The organism is Amycolatopsis sp. cmx-4-83 (assembly GCF_046548815.1).
Classification (GTDB): Bacteria; Actinomycetota; Actinomycetes; order Mycobacteriales; family Pseudonocardiaceae; genus Amycolatopsis; species Amycolatopsis pretoriensis_A.
This window is the reverse complement of record NZ_JAEBEF010000004.1, coordinates 563,943-579,934: the sequence shown is the minus strand read 5'-3', so window position 1 is coordinate 579,934 and position 15,992 is coordinate 563,943. Positions and strand designations below refer to the sequence as shown.

General features: G+C 71.5%; 16 protein-coding genes. 11 read left to right on the top strand and 5 right to left on the bottom strand.

The window, feature by feature from the left end; all coding sequences use genetic code 11:
• Nucleotides 1–44 precede the first annotated feature (44 nt).
• Complete coding sequence (locus ACLJQM_RS15185; RefSeq protein ID WP_360777162.1) at nucleotides 45–653, top strand: TetR/AcrR family transcriptional regulator; 609 nt, start codon at nucleotides 45–47, stop codon at nucleotides 651–653.
• A gap of 74 nt (nucleotides 654–727) precedes the next feature.
• A complete protein-coding gene (locus ACLJQM_RS15180; RefSeq protein ID WP_410631737.1) occupies nucleotides 728–1,489 on the top strand; it encodes an alpha/beta fold hydrolase in 762 nt (253 codons plus the stop codon).
• A 67-nt stretch (nucleotides 1,490–1,556) separates the two neighbouring features.
• On the opposite strand, the gene ACLJQM_RS15175 is transcribed toward ACLJQM_RS15180, so the two are convergent.
• Nucleotides 1,557–1,772, bottom strand: a complete 216-nt coding sequence (locus ACLJQM_RS15175; RefSeq protein ID WP_410631736.1) for a ferredoxin — start codon at nucleotides 1,770–1,772, stop codon at nucleotides 1,557–1,559.
• 2 nt (nucleotides 1,773–1,774) lie between these two features.
• On the bottom strand, nucleotides 1,775–2,965 hold the full coding sequence (locus ACLJQM_RS15170; protein ID WP_410631735.1) for a cytochrome P450: 1,191 nt from the start codon (nucleotides 2,963–2,965) through the stop codon (nucleotides 1,775–1,777).
• Nucleotides 2,966–3,140: 175 nt separating this feature from the next.
• On the opposite strand from ACLJQM_RS15170, the gene ACLJQM_RS15165 reads away from it, so the two are divergent.
• Genes ACLJQM_RS15165 through ACLJQM_RS15145 form a run of 5 tightly spaced genes read left to right on the top strand, consistent with a single transcriptional unit; the run spans nucleotide 3,141 to nucleotide 6,603 of the window.
• Nucleotides 3,141–3,650 (top strand): PadR family transcriptional regulator, encoded by a 510-nt coding sequence (locus ACLJQM_RS15165; RefSeq protein WP_410631734.1) that lies wholly within the window; start codon nucleotides 3,141–3,143, stop codon nucleotides 3,648–3,650.
• The gene (locus ACLJQM_RS15160; RefSeq protein WP_410631733.1) at nucleotides 3,647–4,861 is read left to right on the top strand and encodes a cytochrome P450; all 1,215 of its coding nucleotides are present in this window, start codon (nucleotides 3,647–3,649) and stop codon (nucleotides 4,859–4,861) included. The genes ACLJQM_RS15165 and ACLJQM_RS15160 overlap by 4 nt, the downstream gene beginning before the upstream one ends.
• Nucleotides 4,862–4,865: 4 nt before the next feature.
• Nucleotides 4,866–5,063, top strand: a complete 198-nt coding sequence (locus ACLJQM_RS15155; RefSeq protein WP_360777172.1) for a ferredoxin — start codon at nucleotides 4,866–4,868, stop codon at nucleotides 5,061–5,063.
• A 43-nt stretch (nucleotides 5,064–5,106) separates the two neighbouring features.
• Nucleotides 5,107–5,670: a TetR/AcrR family transcriptional regulator gene (locus ACLJQM_RS15150; RefSeq protein WP_247019983.1), complete on the top strand. Its 564-nt coding sequence runs from the start codon at nucleotides 5,107–5,109 to the stop codon at nucleotides 5,668–5,670.
• 30 nt (nucleotides 5,671–5,700) lie between these two features.
• Complete coding sequence (locus tag ACLJQM_RS15145) at nucleotides 5,701–6,603, top strand: phosphotransferase family protein (protein ID WP_410631732.1); 903 nt, start codon at nucleotides 5,701–5,703, stop codon at nucleotides 6,601–6,603.
• Here the strand turns inward: ACLJQM_RS15145 and ACLJQM_RS15140 are convergent.
• On the bottom strand, nucleotides 6,580–9,315 hold the full coding sequence (locus tag ACLJQM_RS15140) for an FAD-binding and (Fe-S)-binding domain-containing protein (protein WP_410631731.1): 2,736 nt from the start codon (nucleotides 9,313–9,315) through the stop codon (nucleotides 6,580–6,582). The two genes, ACLJQM_RS15145 and ACLJQM_RS15140, sit on opposite strands and share 24 nt — an antisense overlap.
• A gap of 94 nt (nucleotides 9,316–9,409) precedes the next feature.
• Here ACLJQM_RS15140 and ACLJQM_RS15135 point away from each other — a divergent pair, with 94 nt between their 5' ends.
• Nucleotides 9,410–10,222: a PHP domain-containing protein gene (locus ACLJQM_RS15135; RefSeq protein ID WP_410631730.1), complete on the top strand. Its 813-nt coding sequence runs from the start codon at nucleotides 9,410–9,412 to the stop codon at nucleotides 10,220–10,222.
• Nucleotides 10,223–10,225: 3 nt separating this feature from the next.
• On the opposite strand, the gene ACLJQM_RS15130 is transcribed toward ACLJQM_RS15135, so the two are convergent.
• Nucleotides 10,226–11,260, bottom strand: coding sequence for a Glu/Leu/Phe/Val dehydrogenase dimerization domain-containing protein (locus tag ACLJQM_RS15130; RefSeq protein WP_410631729.1), 1,035 nt, complete (start codon nucleotides 11,258–11,260; stop codon nucleotides 10,226–10,228).
• A 77-nt stretch (nucleotides 11,261–11,337) separates the two neighbouring features.
• Here ACLJQM_RS15130 and ACLJQM_RS15125 point away from each other — a divergent pair, with 77 nt between their 5' ends.
• The 3 genes from ACLJQM_RS15125 (at nucleotide 11,338) to ACLJQM_RS15115 (ending at nucleotide 12,798) form a co-directional block, all read left to right on the top strand.
• Nucleotides 11,338–11,796 carry an Lrp/AsnC family transcriptional regulator gene (locus ACLJQM_RS15125; protein WP_360777184.1) on the top strand — a complete coding sequence of 153 codons (459 nt, stop codon included), beginning with the start codon at nucleotides 11,338–11,340 and terminating at the stop codon, nucleotides 11,794–11,796.
• 137 nt (nucleotides 11,797–11,933) lie between these two features.
• The gene (locus tag ACLJQM_RS15120) at nucleotides 11,934–12,191 is read left to right on the top strand and encodes a hypothetical protein (protein WP_410631728.1); all 258 of its coding nucleotides are present in this window, start codon (nucleotides 11,934–11,936) and stop codon (nucleotides 12,189–12,191) included.
• 40 nt (nucleotides 12,192–12,231) lie between these two features.
• Nucleotides 12,232–12,798, top strand: a complete 567-nt coding sequence (locus tag ACLJQM_RS15115; RefSeq protein WP_360777186.1) for a GNAT family N-acetyltransferase — start codon at nucleotides 12,232–12,234, stop codon at nucleotides 12,796–12,798.
• 46 nt (nucleotides 12,799–12,844) lie between these two features.
• On the opposite strand, the gene ACLJQM_RS15110 is transcribed toward ACLJQM_RS15115, so the two are convergent.
• Nucleotides 12,845–15,556: a GH92 family glycosyl hydrolase gene (locus ACLJQM_RS15110; protein ID WP_410631727.1), complete on the bottom strand. Its 2,712-nt coding sequence runs from the start codon at nucleotides 15,554–15,556 to the stop codon at nucleotides 12,845–12,847.
• Nucleotides 15,557–15,992: the final 436 nt, after the last annotated feature.

Sequence of the window (15,992 nt, the reverse complement as noted above, 5' to 3'; positions counted from 1 at the left end):
TGGCACACTTCGTCGATCACGACGTCAGTCAGGGAGCACGACGCATGACCGAGCGGCCGACCAGGCGAACGCAGGAGCAACGACGCGCCGAGACCGAGCGGCGCGTGCTGGACGCGGCGATGGCGCTCATCGCGCGCAGCGGGTCCCGCGCCGTCACGCTCGCCGAGGTCGGGGAAGCCGCCGGCTACAGCCGCGGCATCGTCTACCACCACTTCGGCAGCCGGGAACGGCTGCTGGAAGCCTTGCTCGACGAGACGCAGCGGTTCGACGTCCCCGACTACCGGGGGGACGGCCTGGACCACCTGGCGCGGATCGTCGAGGCGTACCTGCGCAACGTCGTGCGGCGGACGCCGTCGGCGCGCGCGTTCCTGCAGCTGTGGGGCGAGGCGATCGCGGCCGACCCCGTGCTGGCCCCGCTGTTCGCCCGCCGGGACAGCGACTTCCGGCAGCTCCTGGCGGACGTGGTCCGCCAGGGCGTCGCCGACGGGTCCGTCCGGCCCGACGCGAACCCGGCTGCCGCCGCCGTACTGGTCGTCGCGCTGGTCCGCGGGACCGGGCTGCAGCTCATCGCCCGGCCCCCGGTGCGCAACGTCCCGGCTCTCATCCGGGAGGCGACGCGCTCGGTACGCGCGGCCTTCGCCGTCGCGCCGTAACTTCCAGCCGCGCTCGCCCCACCGGCCGCTGCTACACTTACTTGCAGACATGCACGCAAGTGAGGAGTGGAGAGATGACTGTTCCCCTGGTGCTCGTGCACGGAAATCCGGAGAACTCCGGCGTGTGGGGACCGCTGATCGCCGCACTCGGCCGGGACGACGCGGTGACACTGTCCCCGCCCGGCTTCGGGGTGCCCGCGCCGGACGGCTTCTCCGCCACCGTCGAGGGCTACCGCGAATGGCTGGCCGCCCGGCTGGAGCAGTTCCGGGAGCCCGTCGATCTCGTCGGCCACGATTGGGGCGGCGCGCACGTCGCCGGAATCGCGATGACCCGGCCGGACCTGATCCGCAGCTGGGCATCGGACGCGCTCGGCCTCTTCGACCCGGGCTACGTCTGGCACCCGCGGGCCCAGGTGTGGCAGCAGGAAGGAGCCGGCGAGACCTCGGTGAAAGAGATCTTCGGTGGCACGTTCGAGCAGCGACTGGCGGTCGTCACCGCGCTCGGGATGACCGGCCCGTTCGCGGAACGCGTGGCCGCCGGGATGGACGACGGCATGGGGCGGGCGGTGCTCTCGCTCCTGCGGTCGGCCGCCCAGCCGGTGATGGCCGACGCGGGGCGCGGCCTCGCGAAGGCGCGGCAGCGGCCCGGCCTGGCCTTGATCGCCCTCGAGGACGTCGACCAGGCCAGCGGAACGCCCGCGCAGCACCGGGCCGCGGGCGAGGCCGCCGGCGCCGAGATCGCCGAACTGCCCGGCACCGGGCACTGGTGGCCGGTGACCGACCCGCACCCGGTGGCGCGCGCCCTGGCCGCGTTCTGGTCCCGGTTGGCGGGTTAGGCCGGCGAGTGCCGCGAGGTCTCCGCCGGGTCGTCGAGCCACCCACCGGAGACCTCGCCGGCCGGCCCTAGGGCCGCGGGCCGATCTCGCGGCCGCCGTCGGTCACCGTGATGGCCATCGCCGGGCACGAGTCCGCCGCGTCGAGCACCGTTTCGTCGCCGTCGACCGACGACGTCAGCGTGTGCGCGACAGCCCCTTCGAGCGCGAACACCTCCGGCATCAGGGCGGCGCACATGCCCGACCCGATGCAGGTCTGTTCGTCGATCCGCACGTCCCAGCTCATCGTCACCATCCGATCGGCATCGACCGCGGTCCGCGGACGAGCATCTGCGTCTTCCACACGATATCGCCGGCCAGGTGCAGGCCCGGCATCTCGGTGACCAACGCGCGCAGCGCCTCCTGCAGTTCGAGCCGCGCGAGGGGTGCGCCGAGGCAGTGGTGGACGCCGTGGCCGAAGCCGAGGTGGTGGTTGTCCCCGCGGTCGAAGCGCAGTTCCTCGGCGTCGTCGAACTGCAGGCCGTCGCGGTTGGCCGCGCCGACCGCGACCAGCACCGGCTCGCCGGCGCGCACGAGCACCCCGCCGACCTCGACGTCTTCGGTGGCGTAACGGGCGAAGCCGGCGCCCGCGCCGAGCGGGACGAACCGCAGCAGCTCCTCGACGGCGGCCGGGATCAGATCCGGCTCGGCGACCAGCCGCTCCCAGTGCTCGTGCTGGTCCTGCAGCGCGTAGACGAAGTTGGGGATCTGGCTCGCGGTCGTCTCGTGCCCGGCGACGAGGATGCCGACGCAGAGGTCGACGAGCTCCAGCTCGGTCAGCCGGTCGCGGACGTCGCAGGCCTCGATGAGCGCGGTCATCAGGTCGTCCTGCGGCGCCGCGCGGTGCTCGGCGATCAGGCCGCGCATGTAGTCGCGCAGCTCTTCGCGGTTGCGCTCGAACTCCTCGGGCGTGAGCCCGCTGGTGGACAGCGCGGCGTCGCTCCACACGCGGAACTTCGGCCGGTCGGCGACCGGGACGCCGAGCAGCTCGCAGATCACCGCGACCGGGATGGGCAGCGCGTAGGCGTCGACGAGGTCGGCGGGCGCACCGGCCGCCTTCATGTCCGCGATCAGCTCCGAAGCCAGCGAAGCGACGCGCGGCCGCAGCAGTTCGACGCGGCGCATGGTGAACGCCTTCGCGACCAGCGTCCGCAGCCGCGTGTGGTCCGGCGGGTCCATCTGCAGGATCCCGCCGTCCCGCTGCACGGGCATCCGCCGCGGCGCGTCCTTCTCCTTCTCCATCGCGCGCGAAAACCGCCGGTCGCCCAGCACGAGCCGGGCATCGGCGTACCGGGTGGCCAGCCACGCCGGCTCCCCGTAGGTCATCTTCACCCGGACCATGCCTTCGCCTGCCCGAGCGGCCGCGTAGGCCTCGTTGAGGTCGAGGCCCGCCTCCTCGTTGAAGGGGTACGAGAGCGGCTCGGTGTGGGTGACTGTCATGCGGAACCCCCGTGCTCCAGGTTTGTAAGCAGCTGCTTACAACGCTACACAGGACGAGGGCTCACGTCGAGCGCCGATCCGGGTACGAACAGTCACCGCAGCAACGGAAAGTTTCCGCCCACCTGTCACCGTGAGCCATTGCCGGGTCACCAAGGACTAGGTTACGGTGACCTAGGTGTGGATCGAGATCCTCCTGCTGTCGAAGCTGGCCCGCGAACCGATGCACGGCTATGAACTGCGCAAAGCCGTGGAGTCCTCGACCGGGCACACCTTGTCGAACAACTCGCTGTACCCCACGCTTCGGCGCTTCGTCGACGCGGGCGCCGTGAGCCGCAGTGCCGAGGAGCAGGAGGCCAAGCCGCCGCGGCACGTCTACACCGTCACCGATGTCGGGCGGGAGCTGCTGCACGACATGCTGGCGGACTTCCCGCCCGAACTGGCGCTCAGCCAGGAGGAATTCCTGGCGCGCGTCGGCAACTTCGGGTGGCTGCGCCCGGAAGAACGGGCGCGGGTGCTCGAAGTCCGGGAACGGGCGCTGACCGCCGAGCACCGGCGGCTGACCGAGCTCGCCGCCGGGCAGGCCGATCCGTGGAGCCGGGCCGCGCTGCGGCACGTGCTCGGGCGGTTCGACGCCGAACTCCGCTGGCTTTCCGACCTGAACCGCGACCCCAGGAGCGACGGATGACCACCACCGAACAAACGCCTCGGCTCCCCTTCTCCCGCGGCAACGCGCTCGAGATCGCGCCGGACTACGAAGCGTTGCGACGGCAGGCGCCGGTGAGCCGCGTGCTCACCCCGGCGGGTGATCCGGCGTGGCTCATCACCTCGTACGAGGAGGCTAAGGAAGTCTTCCGCGACAAGCGCTTCGGGCGGTCGCACCCGGCGCCGGAGCAGGCGTCGCGGATCTCCTACGCCGCCGTGCAGGACGGCCCGAGCGGGGACTTCGAAAGCGAGGAGCGCGAGCACAAGCGGATGCGCCGAATGCTCGCGCCCGCCTTTTCCGCGCCGCGCATGCGGGCCCTCGGCGACCGGATCGCCGAGCTGACCGACCGCTGCCTCGACGACCTGCAGGCCGCGCGCGACGCCGACCCCGGCGCGCCGGTCGACCTCACCGACTTCCTCGCGTTCCCCTTGCCCGTGCTGGTGATCTGCGAGCTGCTCGGCGTCCCCTACGAGGACCGCGAGAAGTTCCGCGGCCTGTCCGAGCGGATCGCCATGATGGACGGCGGCGAAGACGCCCAGGCCGCGATGACCGAGTTCAAGGCCTACATGACGGAACTGGCCGAGGCCAAGCGCGCGGACCCGCAGCCCGACGTCATCTCCGACATGGTCGCCGTGCAGGCCGACGACCCGACGTTCACCGACGACGACCTCGCGCGGATGGGAGCCGGGCTGCTGTTCGCCGGCCACGAGACGACGTCGACGCGGATCGCGATGGGCACGCTGTTCCTGCTCACCGACACCGCCCGCCGCGACCGGTTCGCCGCCGACCCCGAGGGCCAGGTGGCGCAGACCGTCGAGGAGATCCTGCGGCTCACCGCCACCAGCGGCACCGGCCTGCTGCGCTACGCGCACGAGGACGTCGAGGTCGCGGGCACCCGGATCACCCGCGGCGACGCCGTCCTCATCTCCAGCGACGCGGCCAACCGCGACGAGGCCGTGTTCGCCGACCCCGACGAGTTCGACCCGGACCGGACGCCGAACGTGCACCTCGCCTTCGGCACCGGCGCCCACGTCTGCATCGGCGCCAACCTGGCCCGCACCGAGCTGCGCACGGTCTTCCCGAAGCTGTTCCGGCGCTTCCCGGGCCTGCGGCTCGCGGTCGGGATCGACGAAATCGGGGTCCGCACCAACCGCGTGGCCGGCGGCGTCGACCGCGTCCCCGTGGAGTGGTGAGCCGATGAAGATCACCGCCGACACCGCCAGCTGTGTCGCTTCCGGGCAGTGCGTGCTGCTCGCGCCGGGCACGTTCGACCAGGACGAGGAGACGGGCACGGTCGTCCTCCTCACCGGGGAACCGGCGGCGGGCGAGGAGGAGGCGGTCCGCCAGGCCGAGCTGACCTGCCCGGCCGCCGCGATCCGCCTCACCGGCTCGTAAGGGCGGGCGCACGCGCGTCCGGTTTGCCGGTTAGCCTGCACCGGTGAGCGAACAGCCCGGCCGGAAGCGGGACGCGGCCGCGACGCGGCTGGCGCTGCTGGACGCCGCCGCGAAGCTGTTCGCCGAGCGCGGGTTCGACCGGACGACCGTGCGGGACATCGCCAAGCTGGCCGGGGTCAACCAGTCGCTGCTCTTCCGGTACTTCGGCAGCAAGGAAGCGCTGTTCGAGGCGGTCATCGCGCGCAACGGGCGCGAACAGCTGGCCGCCACGCCGCCCGAGCGGCTCTTCAGCGCTTCCTTGCTCAGCATGCTGGCGCCGGAGGGCGCGCGGAACCGGACGCTGGAAACGTACTTGCGCTCGTCGGGCAGCGACGGCGTCGCGGCCGCGATCCGGCAGGAGATCGGCGAGGAGTACGCCCGCGTGCTGGCCACGCTGACCGACGCGCCGGACGCCGAGCTGCGCGCCGACCTCGCGCTCGCCTGGCTGATGGGCATCGCGCTGGTCCGCGAGATCTCCGGCAAGGAGCCGCTGGCCAGCGCCGACCCCGAGGAGGTCTGCCGCCTCGTGCTCACCGCGACGCGCACGCTGCTGGAGCGCAGCGAATAACCGCTGGACACCCGCCCTACCGTCGGGATCATGGTGCCCTTCCCGCCCGCGACGACCGAGGCCGGGTTCGCGGCGCTCACCCGCGCCGGCCTGCTGCCCGCGGTCACCGGCCTGCTGGGCCGCGACGACGTCGTGCCGTTCACCGAGGGCTCGCTGCCGGTCTACGCCGTCGGCGACGACCTGGTCCTCAAGCTGTACCCGCCGCTGTACCGCGACGAGCTCACCACCGAACGCACGGCGCTCGAAGTGCTGCACGGCCGTTTGCCGACGCCGGCGCTGAAGGACGCGGGCGAGCACGACGGCTGGGGCTGGCTGCTGATGGCACGCCTGCCCGGACAGACGCTCAAGGAAGCCTGGCCCGCACTGTCCACTGAGGACAGGCGGCGGCTGATGCCCGAACTGGGCGAGCTGCTGGCCACGCTGCACGCGCTCGACAACCCGCGGCTGGCCGCGCTCCCGCCGGCCGGCTGGACCGCGTTCGTCGCCGGACAACGCGAAAAGGCCGTCGCCCACCACCGCCGGACCGGGCTGGACGAGACGTGGGTGGCGCAGGTCCCGGCGTTCCTCGACGCCGTCGACCTCGGGACGCCGCCGGTCGTGCCGCTGCACACGGAGTTCATGCGCGACCACGTCATGCTCGACGGTGGCCGCATCACCGGCCTGTTCGACTTCGAACCCGCGATGCGCGGCGCCGCGGAGTACGACTTCGTGGCGGTGGGCCTGTTCGTGACGAGCGGCGACGGCGACCTCCTGCACCGGTTCCTCGACGGCTACGGGCAGCAGGTCGATCCCCGCCGTTGCCTGGCGTACGCGCTGCTGCACGTCTACAGCAACTTCCCTTGGTACTTCAGGGAAATGCCCGCACCCCCGGCACCTACGCTGAACGCACTGGCGACGACCTGGTGGGGCTCAGGGCAAGGCGCGCCGCAGTAGCTCGGCCAGGTGGACCGGACGGCGGCCCGACTCCTGCTCGATCTGCGTCCGGCAGCTGAAGCCGTCCGACACCACCACCGTCTCCGGGGAAGCCGCGCGGATCGCGGGCAACATCCGGTCCTCCGCCACCGCTTTGGACACGTCGTAGTGGCCGCGCTCGAAGCCGAAGTTGCCCGCCAGGCCGCAGCACCCCGAGTCCAGTGTCGTGTTGCGGACGCCCGCCGCCGCGAGGGCCGACTCGTCGGGGCCGAAGCCCAGTACCGCGTGCTGGTGGCAGTGCACCTGCGTGATCGCGTCCACGTCCAGCGCCGCGAACGGGATCGGCGCCCGCTCCAGCAGCTCCGCGAAGGTGAACGTGCGGGACGCCAGCAAGGAGGCCCGCTCGTCACCCGGCATGAGCGCCGGGAGGTCGCCGCGGAACAGCGCCGTGCAGCTCGGTTCCAGGCCGGCCACCTCGTAGCCGTCCGCCAGGTAGGGCGCGAGCACGTCCAGGGTCCGGTCCAGCACGCGCCGGGCGACGCCGAGCTGGCCCGTCGACACCCACGTCAGTCCACAACAGACTCCGCGGTCGGGGAGCACGACGTCGTAGCCCGCCGCGGTGAGCACCTCGTACGCGGCGTCGAGCACCGACGGCGTCAGGTAGTTGTTGAACGAGTCCGGCCACAGCACCACCCGGCGCTCGCCCGAGGCGCGGCGGCGCAGATCGGCCCGCGACCGGGTGAACGGCGAAGGCGCGAACGACGGCAGATCGCGTTCCGCCGCGATCCCGCCGAGCCGTTTCACCAGGCCCGCCAAGCGGGAGCGCCCGACGAAGTTGGCCAGCCGCGGTGCCCGCGCGCTGAGCCGCAGCCACATCGGGAGCCAGCCCATCGAGTAGTGCGACGCCGGGCGCAGCCGCCGCCGGTAGTGCTGGTGCAGGAACTCCGCCTTGTACGTCGCCATGTCGACGTCGACCGGGCAGTCCGACAGGCATCCCTTGCAGGACAGGCACAAATCGAGGGCATCGTGCACTTCGGACGATCGCCAGCCGTCCTTGATCACTTCGCCGTTGATCATCTCGGCGAGCAGGTGCGCGCGCCCGCGCGTCGAGTGCTGCTCCTCGCGGGTGGCCCGGTAGCTCGGGCACATCACGCCGCCACCGCTGGTGTTGCGGCACTTCCCGACGCCGACGCAGCGCCGCATCGCCTGCCCGAAACTCCCCCGGTCCTCGGGGTAGCCGAGGAACACGGCGTCCTCGATGGCCGGTGCCGCCGAGCGCACGCGCAGGTCCGCGTCGATCGCCCGGGGCGCCACCAGGATGCCGGGGTTCATCCGCCCGGCCGGGTCGAAGATCCCCTTGAACCGCGCGAAGACGTCCATCATCTCGGGGCTGTACATCCGGGACAGCAGCTCCGACCGCGCCTGGCCGTCGCCGTGCTCACCGGACAACGAACCGCCGTGCGCCGCGACGAGGTCCGCGGCCTCTTCCAGGAACCGCCGGAAGTCCGCCACGCCGGAAGCCGACAGCAGGTCGAAGTCGAGCCGCAGGTGCAAGCAGCCTTCGCCGTAGTGGCCGTACACGACGCTGCGACGCCCGTGCGCCCGCATGAGCTCCTTGAACTCGCGCAGGTACGCGCCGAGCCGCTCGGGCGGGACGGCGGCGTCCTCCCAGCCCGGCCACGCTTCCGAACCGTCGGCGAGCCGCGTCGCGAGCCCGGCGCCCTCCTCGCGGATCCGCCACAGCCCCCGCTGCGCGGCCGGGTCGTCCACGATCGCGAAGCCCGTCAGATCGAGGGACGCCGCCAAGGCTTGTGCCCGCGAAGCCGGGTCGTCCCCGGCCAGCTCGACGAACAGCCACGCCCCACCCGGCGGCAGGTCGGCGGCGCGGCCCGGCAGCATCGCGACCAGCTCGGCGTCCACGCCTTCGACGGTCAGCGGCGACCACGGCAGGATCGCCGGCACCGCGTCAGCCGCCGCGATGTCGGACGGGAAACCCAGCACCGCCAGCACTTTCCGGTCCGGGAGCTCGGCGAGGGACACGGTCGCTTCGAGGATCGTCACGCACGTGCCCTCGCTCCCGACGAGCGCCTTGGCGACGTCGAAGCCGTTCTCCGGCAACAGGTGTTCGAGCCCGTAGCCGGAAACGCGGCGCGGCCACGTCGAAAGTTCCTTGCGCAGCAACGCCAGGTTGTCGCGCACCAAAGCCCGCAGCTCGTCGAAGATCCGGCCTTCGGTGGGCTCGTCCGGCCCGACCCGCAGCCGCGTGCCGTCGTAGAGCAGCACCTCCAGCGAGCGGACGACGTCGACCGTGCGCCCCCACGCCACCGAGTGCGAACCGCACGCGTTGTTGCCGATCATCCCACCGATCGTGCAGCGGCTGTGCGTCGACGGGTCCGGCCCGAACCGCAGCCCGTGCGGCGCCGCGACCGCCTGCAGGTCGTCGAGCACGGTCCCGGGCAGCACCCGCGCGAGCCGGGTGTCCGGGTCCAGCGAGAGCACCCCGCCGAGGTGGCGGGACGCGTCGATGACCAGCCCGGGCCCGCACGCGTTCCCGGCGACGCTCGTGCCGCCGCCGCGCGCGATCACCGGCAGGTCCCGGGCGCGGGCTTCGGCGACCGCGGCGACGACGTCGTCGACGGACTCCGGCAGGACCACGCCGCGCGGCACGTGGCGGTAGTTGGACGCGTCGGTCGTGTAAAGCGCGAGCGTGGCGGCGTCGGTGAGGATCTCCACACCCCCATTCAAGTCGACCGGGCGCCCGCGTACCTCTCCAGCCGGGTATGTCGGGAGCCACACCGGGTGCGACGGCTGTGAGATCCTCCGCCGGGTGACGATCGACCTGCACGCGCACAGCACGGCGTCCGACGGGACGACACCGCCGTCGGAGCTCCCCCGGCTCGCCGCCGAAGCCGGACTGACGGTACTCGCGCTCACCGACCACGACACCTTCGCGGGGCTGGCCGCGGCGTCCGCTGCTTCGGACATCGAGCTGATCCCCGGCGTCGAGATCTCGTGCCGGCTCGACGACGCCGAGGTGCACCTGCTGGGGCTGTTCGTCGATCCCGGGCACGCGGGACTGGCCGCCGAGCTGGAGCTGATCCGCACCGACCGCGACCGGCGCGGGGTGCGGATGGTCGAACGATGCCGGGAGCTGGGCGCGCCGATCACCCTTTCGCAAGTGAAGGAGATCGCCGCGGGCGCGTCGCTCGGCCGGCCGCACATCGCCGCGGCGCTGGCCGCCGTGGGCATCACCGACGCCTTCACCCCGGAGTGGATCGCCGACGGCGGCCGCGCGGACGTGCCCAAGCACGTCCTGGCCACGGCGGACGCGATCGGGCTGGTCCGGGCAGCCGGGGGTGTCGCGGTGCTCGCCCACCCGCGGTCGGTCAAGCGGCGGGCCGAGGTCTCCGACACGCAGCTGGCCACGCTGGCCGAGGCCGGGCTCGCCGGGATCGAGGTCGACCACCCGGAGCAGCCACCGGAGGTCGGCGCGCGACTCCGGGAAGTGGCCGCGGACCTGGGGTTGCTCACGACGGGGTCGAGCGACTTCCACGGCGACCGCAAGCCGGTCCGCCTCGGCGACTTCACGACGTCACCCGAGGTGTTCGCGACGCTGCGGGAGGCTGCCGGAAGGCCGTGAACTTCAGGGAGTACGTGGCGCCGCACCAGAAGTGAGCCGTCGCCCGGCCAGCGCGGCCGCCTCGTGCAGCGGGGTGGTCGCGTTGGCGTCGGCGGCCTTCAGGAGATCGGTGACGGTCTGCTCGATCGTCTCGACGCGGGCGAGCGCGGCCTCGTGGTCCAAGCCCTCCGCCTCGCGCGAGAGTGTGTACAGGATCCCTCCGGCGCTCGCGACGTAGTCGGGGATCCACCGCACGCCGCGGGCGGCCAGGTCGTCGGCCACGGTGCCGGCGGTGAGCTGGTTGTTGGCCGGCCCGACGACGAGCGGCGTGTCGAGCCGGGCGACCGTCTCGGGGCTGAGCACGCCGCCGACCGCCGCCGGGATCAGCACGTCGGCGGTCAGGGTGAGCGCTTTCCCGGGTTCGGTCCAGGTCAGGCCGCTCTTCTCGGCGTCGGCGCGCTTGGCGGGGTCGATGTCGGAGACGACGACGTCGGCGCCGGCCGCGTGCAGGCTCGCCGCGAGGTGCGCGCCCACGGAGCCGTAGCCGCTGATCACCACCCGGAGTCCCGCCACGTCCGGCGTGCCGAGGGCGGCCCGCAGCGCCGCGAGCACACCGGCGGCGGTCGGGCCGCTGGAGGAACCGGTTCCGCCGGCGGACTCGGGCGTGCAGAACGCGTACGGCGAGGCCTCGCGCAGCACCAGCATGTCGGCCGGGCCGGTGCCGACGTCCGGGCCGGCCCGGTACGCACCGCCGAACTCGGCGATCAGGTCGGCGTGGTCGAGCAGGACGTCCCGGCGCTCCCCGGGCGAAAGGACCCGCCCGGGCTCCGGCGCGATGACGCTCTTGCCGCCGCCGAACGCGAGCCCGGCGACGGCGCACTTCGCCGTCATGGCCTCCGACAGCCGCAGGACGTCGCCGACGGCTTCTTCGATCGTGGGGTAGGGCTTGAAGCGGCAGCCGCCGACGGCGGGGCCGAGCGCGGTCGAGTGGATCGCGACCATGGTGGTGATGCCGGATCGACGGCCACGCCGGGCGACGAGGTGCTCATGTGCGGTCATGGCAGCCGAAGTTAGAGTGATCGTCGGCGGCGCGGACGCCGTACCGAACGAAATTCGGTTCCGACGTGGAGGTCACGGTGCTCGACGAACTTGATTCGGCGATCGTGCGGCACCTGCAGGAAGACGCGCGGCAGACCAACCGGGACATCGCCCGCAAGGTCGGCATCGCGCCCTCGACGTGCCTCGAACGCATCCGGCTGCTGCGCGAACGCGGCGTGATCCGCGGCTACCACGCCGACATCGACCTGGCGAGCCTCAACCGCGGCGTCCGGGCGCTGGTCACGGCGCAGGTGCGGCCGCTGAGCCGGGTGGTCATCGACTCCTTCCAGCGGTCGATCGCCGAACTGCCGGAAGTGCTCTCCGTGTACGTGACCGCGGGCAGTGACGATTTCCTGATCGAAGTCACCACGCCGGACATCGACGCGTTGCACGCTTTCCTCACCGACCGGCTGGCGCTGCGCCGGGAGATCGTGGGGTTCCGCACGTCGATCGTTTTCCGCCACCTGCGCAAGACGACGCTTGAACCGCTCGCTTAGGGGTATCCGGGGATCACCCGGAAAAGCGCGACACGCCACCCCTACGTGAACCCCTGAAATACCCGGGTTCGCACGCTCAGAGGCGGAAACTGTCGGTGGTGAGGCGTCTAATGAGCGAGACGGAAGGAGGCACCGCCATGATCACCGAATTGAACCATCGTGAGCGGGCCACGTTGAGAGCCGTGGCCGGGGGCCACGCCGAAATCAGCTGCAGCTGCGAGCCCGACCTCTTCATCGACGGCCTGAGCTGCTGCGACCAGTCCACCGTGCACCGGCTCGCCCGGCTCGGGATGATCGCTCCGGCCCACCCGGGCAAGTGCGGCGAGCGCGTCCCCGCCCTGCTGACCGAGGCCGGCTCGCAGGCGCTGGGCGAAGTCCTCGCCATCGCCGCGTAATTTCGTTGCCACGCACTGGGGTCACTGCCAGCATCACCCGATGCACGTATTCCTCGAAACCGAGCGGCTGATCCTCCGCCGGTTCACCGAGAACGACGCGGACGCGCTCTTCGAGCTCTACGACGACGCGGACGTGATGAAGTACCTCAATGGGGGCCTGCCGGCCGACCGCACGGAGATCGTCACCCTCGATCTCCCCGCGTTCCTCGGTTACTACGAGCGTTTCCCCGGTTACGGGTTCTGGGCGGCCATCGAGAAGCGGACCGGCGATTTCCTGGGGTGGTTCCATTTCCGCCCGCGTCCGCAGGACCCGCCCGACGAGCCGGAGCTGGGGTACCGGCTGCACCGCAAGGCCTGGGGGCGGGGCTACGGCACCGAAGGCTCGGCGGCGCTGCTCGCGAAGGGGTTCACCGAACTGGGGGTCACCCGCGTGACGGCGTTCACCATGACGGTGAACCAGCGGTCGCGGCGCGTGATGGAGAAGCTGGGGATGACGTTCGTCCGCACGTACTTCGAGGAGTTCCCCGAGCACGAGCGCGCCCCGGGCAGCGAGCACGGCGAAGTCGAGTACGCCATCACCCGCGAGCAGTGGTCCAGCCGGTCGTGAGTGTTCAGGACGGTTAGAACCGCCCTGAACACTCACGACCGGGGGGTCAGCGGTAGACCTCGAACTCGTAGATCCGCGCCGCGCCGTTGCCGTCGTTGGCGGGCGTGGTGATGTTCAGCTTCACGTACCGGGCCGACCGCGTCGTGATCGGGTGGTACGTGCGGCTGGCGCGCGAACCGGACACGTTCGCGACCGTCGTCCACGTCGAGCCGTCGGTCGACGTCTGGATCGTGAACGCGCCGGTGTTCCAGCCCGTCGTCTCCCCGCCGAGGCCGGCGTGGTCGACCACGAACGAGGACACGTTCTGCGCCGACCCGAGGTCGACCTGGAGGAACTTCGTCGCCGCGGTGCTGCAGAACTTGCTGTTGTTCGCCAGGCTGCCGTCGAGGGCCTTGTCCGCGCTCTCGGCCGAGTTGCACGTCGCCGAGCCCGTGGCCGCCTTGCCCTGCGCCAGGTTCGTGCCGAGGTCCGGCGCGGCAGGCGGCGGCGTGAACCCGTCGTTGTACGACGGTGGGACGTCCGCGGTGCCCGTGCCCCAGCCGCTCGGCGACGAGCCCATCGTGTAGTTCAGCGTCGACGCGCCCGCGATGTCGCCGTAGCGGATCCACGACCTCGTCGTCGCGGTCCCGTTGACGCTGAGGTTCTGCACGTACTGCGCGCCCTGGCCCGCGCCGGTGCCGGTGATCTGGATCGTGCCGCTCGGGCGGACGATCGAGACCGAGGGGAACAGCGGTCCGTGCAGTGCCAGGACGTCCGCGCCCGGCGTCGCCGGGTACATGCCCAGCGCGGCGAAGACGTACCACGCCGACGTGGCGCCGAGGTCGTCGTTGCCGGGCTCGCCGCCCGCGCCGGTGGTGAACGACTCGTTCATCACGCGCCGCACCGCCGAACTGGTGCCCTGCGGGTGGGCCGCGTAGTTGTACGCCCACGGCACGCCGTGCTCGGGCTCGTTGCCGATGTAGAAGTACGGCTGGGTGAGGCCGCCGTTGAGCTGGGTGAAGTGGTGGTCGAGCCGCTGGACGGCGGTCTTGGGGCCGCCCATCAGGTTGATCAGGCCCTGGTAGTTGTAGGGCACCATCCACGTGTACTGCGACGGGTTGCCCTCGGTGTAGCCGCTGTTGCTGGACGGTACGACCGGCCAGGCCCACGTGCCGGTGCTCCCGCGCGGCTGGACGTAGCCCGAGTCGGTGCCGAACACGTTCTGCCACCACTGGGCGCGCTGCATGTACGTGGTGTACTTCGCCGTGTCACCGACGGATTTCGCGAACTGCGCGATCGCGAAGTCCGACGCCGAGTACTCGAGCGAGTCCGACGGGTCCTCGGTGACGTAGTGCCGGCTGAGGTAGCCGCTTTCCCGGCCGCGGATCGCCTGTCCCTGCGTGGTGCCGCCGCCTGCGCTCTTGTCCATCAACGTGAGCGCCGCCGCGGTGTCGAAGCCGCGGACCCCGAAGGCATACATGCTGCCGACGACGATCGGCCCGGGGTCACCGGTCATCACGAAGTGCTCGTTGTTGTTGTGCGACCACTTGGGCAGCAGGCCGCCCTGCTGGCCGTCCAGCACCATCGACTTCGCGATGTCGCTCGCTTCGTTCGGCGCGACCAGCCCGATCAGCGCGGCCCACGACCGGTAGATGTCCCAGCCGGAGTAGTTCTGGTAGACGGTGTGCGACGCGGTGTGGATCGCCTGGTCGAACCCGCGGTACTGGCCGTTGGTGTCGCTGGCGGTGTTCGGGTTCTGGAACACGTGGTACAGCGCCGTGTAGAACTTCTGCAGGTCCGCGGCCGCACCGCCGGTCACCTGGACGCGGTTGAGGATCGTGTTCCAGCTCGTGTCGGCCGCCGACCGGACGCCGGCGAAGTCGAAGCCGGGGTTCTCGGCGGCGAGGTTCGCCTGCGCGTTGGCCAGGCTGACGAACGAGATACCGACCTTCGCCTGCACTCCTGCGTTGCTCGAGGTGTCGAAAGTGACGTAGCCGCCCGAGTTCGTGCCGCTGGTGCTCGCGGATCCCGCGCTCACCGTGCCGCCGAGCCAGGTGCCGAACCCGCTGGGCGCGCGGTCGAACTGGATCACGTAGAAGATCTGGTAGGTCTTGGAAGAACCGCAGAAACCGCCGCCGGTCACCGCACCGGTGATCTGGCTGCCATTGATGGAGATCGACCCACTGCGGTTGCCGGTCGCGCTGCGGCCGGTGTTGACGAGCAGCCGCGCGGACGTCGTGTTCGGGTAGGTCAGCTTCATCGAGCCGGACCGCTTGGTCGCGGAAAGTTCGACGGTCGTGTTGTAGTTGTCGAGCTTGTTCTTGTAGTAGCCGGGCGCGGCCGATTCGTTCGCCTTGGTGTAGCGCCCGGCGTACCCGGTCCAGCCGGTGCCCGGCGAAGTCCCGATGGCGCCGGTGATCGGCAGCAGGCCGAGGTCTTCGTTGTTGGGGCACCCGGCGCCGTTGAAGTGGGTCAGGCTGAATTCTTCGATGCCGGTGTCGCTGTAGCGGTACCCGGACGGCGACGCGGTCGGGGTGTCCGGGCTGAACTGCACCATCCCGAACGGCACGGTGGCCCCCGGGTAGGTGCTGCCGCCGGCCCCGCCCGGCACGGGGTTGGGCGAGTTGCTGTTGTCGGTGCCGATGAAGGGATTCACGTACTGCGTAAGGGCCAGCGTCGCGGCGTGAGCCGGGGTCGCGACGACCCCCGCCCCCACGACGGCCGCGGCGAGCACGACCGCGCGCAGCCGTCTGGACAGCCTCGAGAGTGGTCTGGACATGGACCCTTCCTCTCCTTGCCGCACGCTTTCCGCCGGGCGACAACGTTGTCGGGCGTGGTGACAACGTTGTCAGCTCGGCATGTGCCGCGCTGACAACGTTCGGGGGATCGAAGTGGTACCGGAACTCGGTGGCACGACATGGTGCCACGGGAAGGCGGGTCGGCGGAAGCACCGAAAGTTCGTTGCGCGCCAAGCGGTTCCGGACCGGACCACGCGGCCGCGGTGGATCACCCGGTGGTCGTCGGCACCACCAGTGCCACCCGGACGGGCGCGAGGCCGCGAATGACTCATTCGGGACCACCGACGCCGCCAACGACCCATTCGGGACCCCTCACCCAAGCCCAGCACACCCGGCAGCGCCCACGAATACCGAGCACGCGCCCGGCGGGCACTCACCAACCCCAGCGGCCGCCGACCCCCGCGACACCACCGCCAC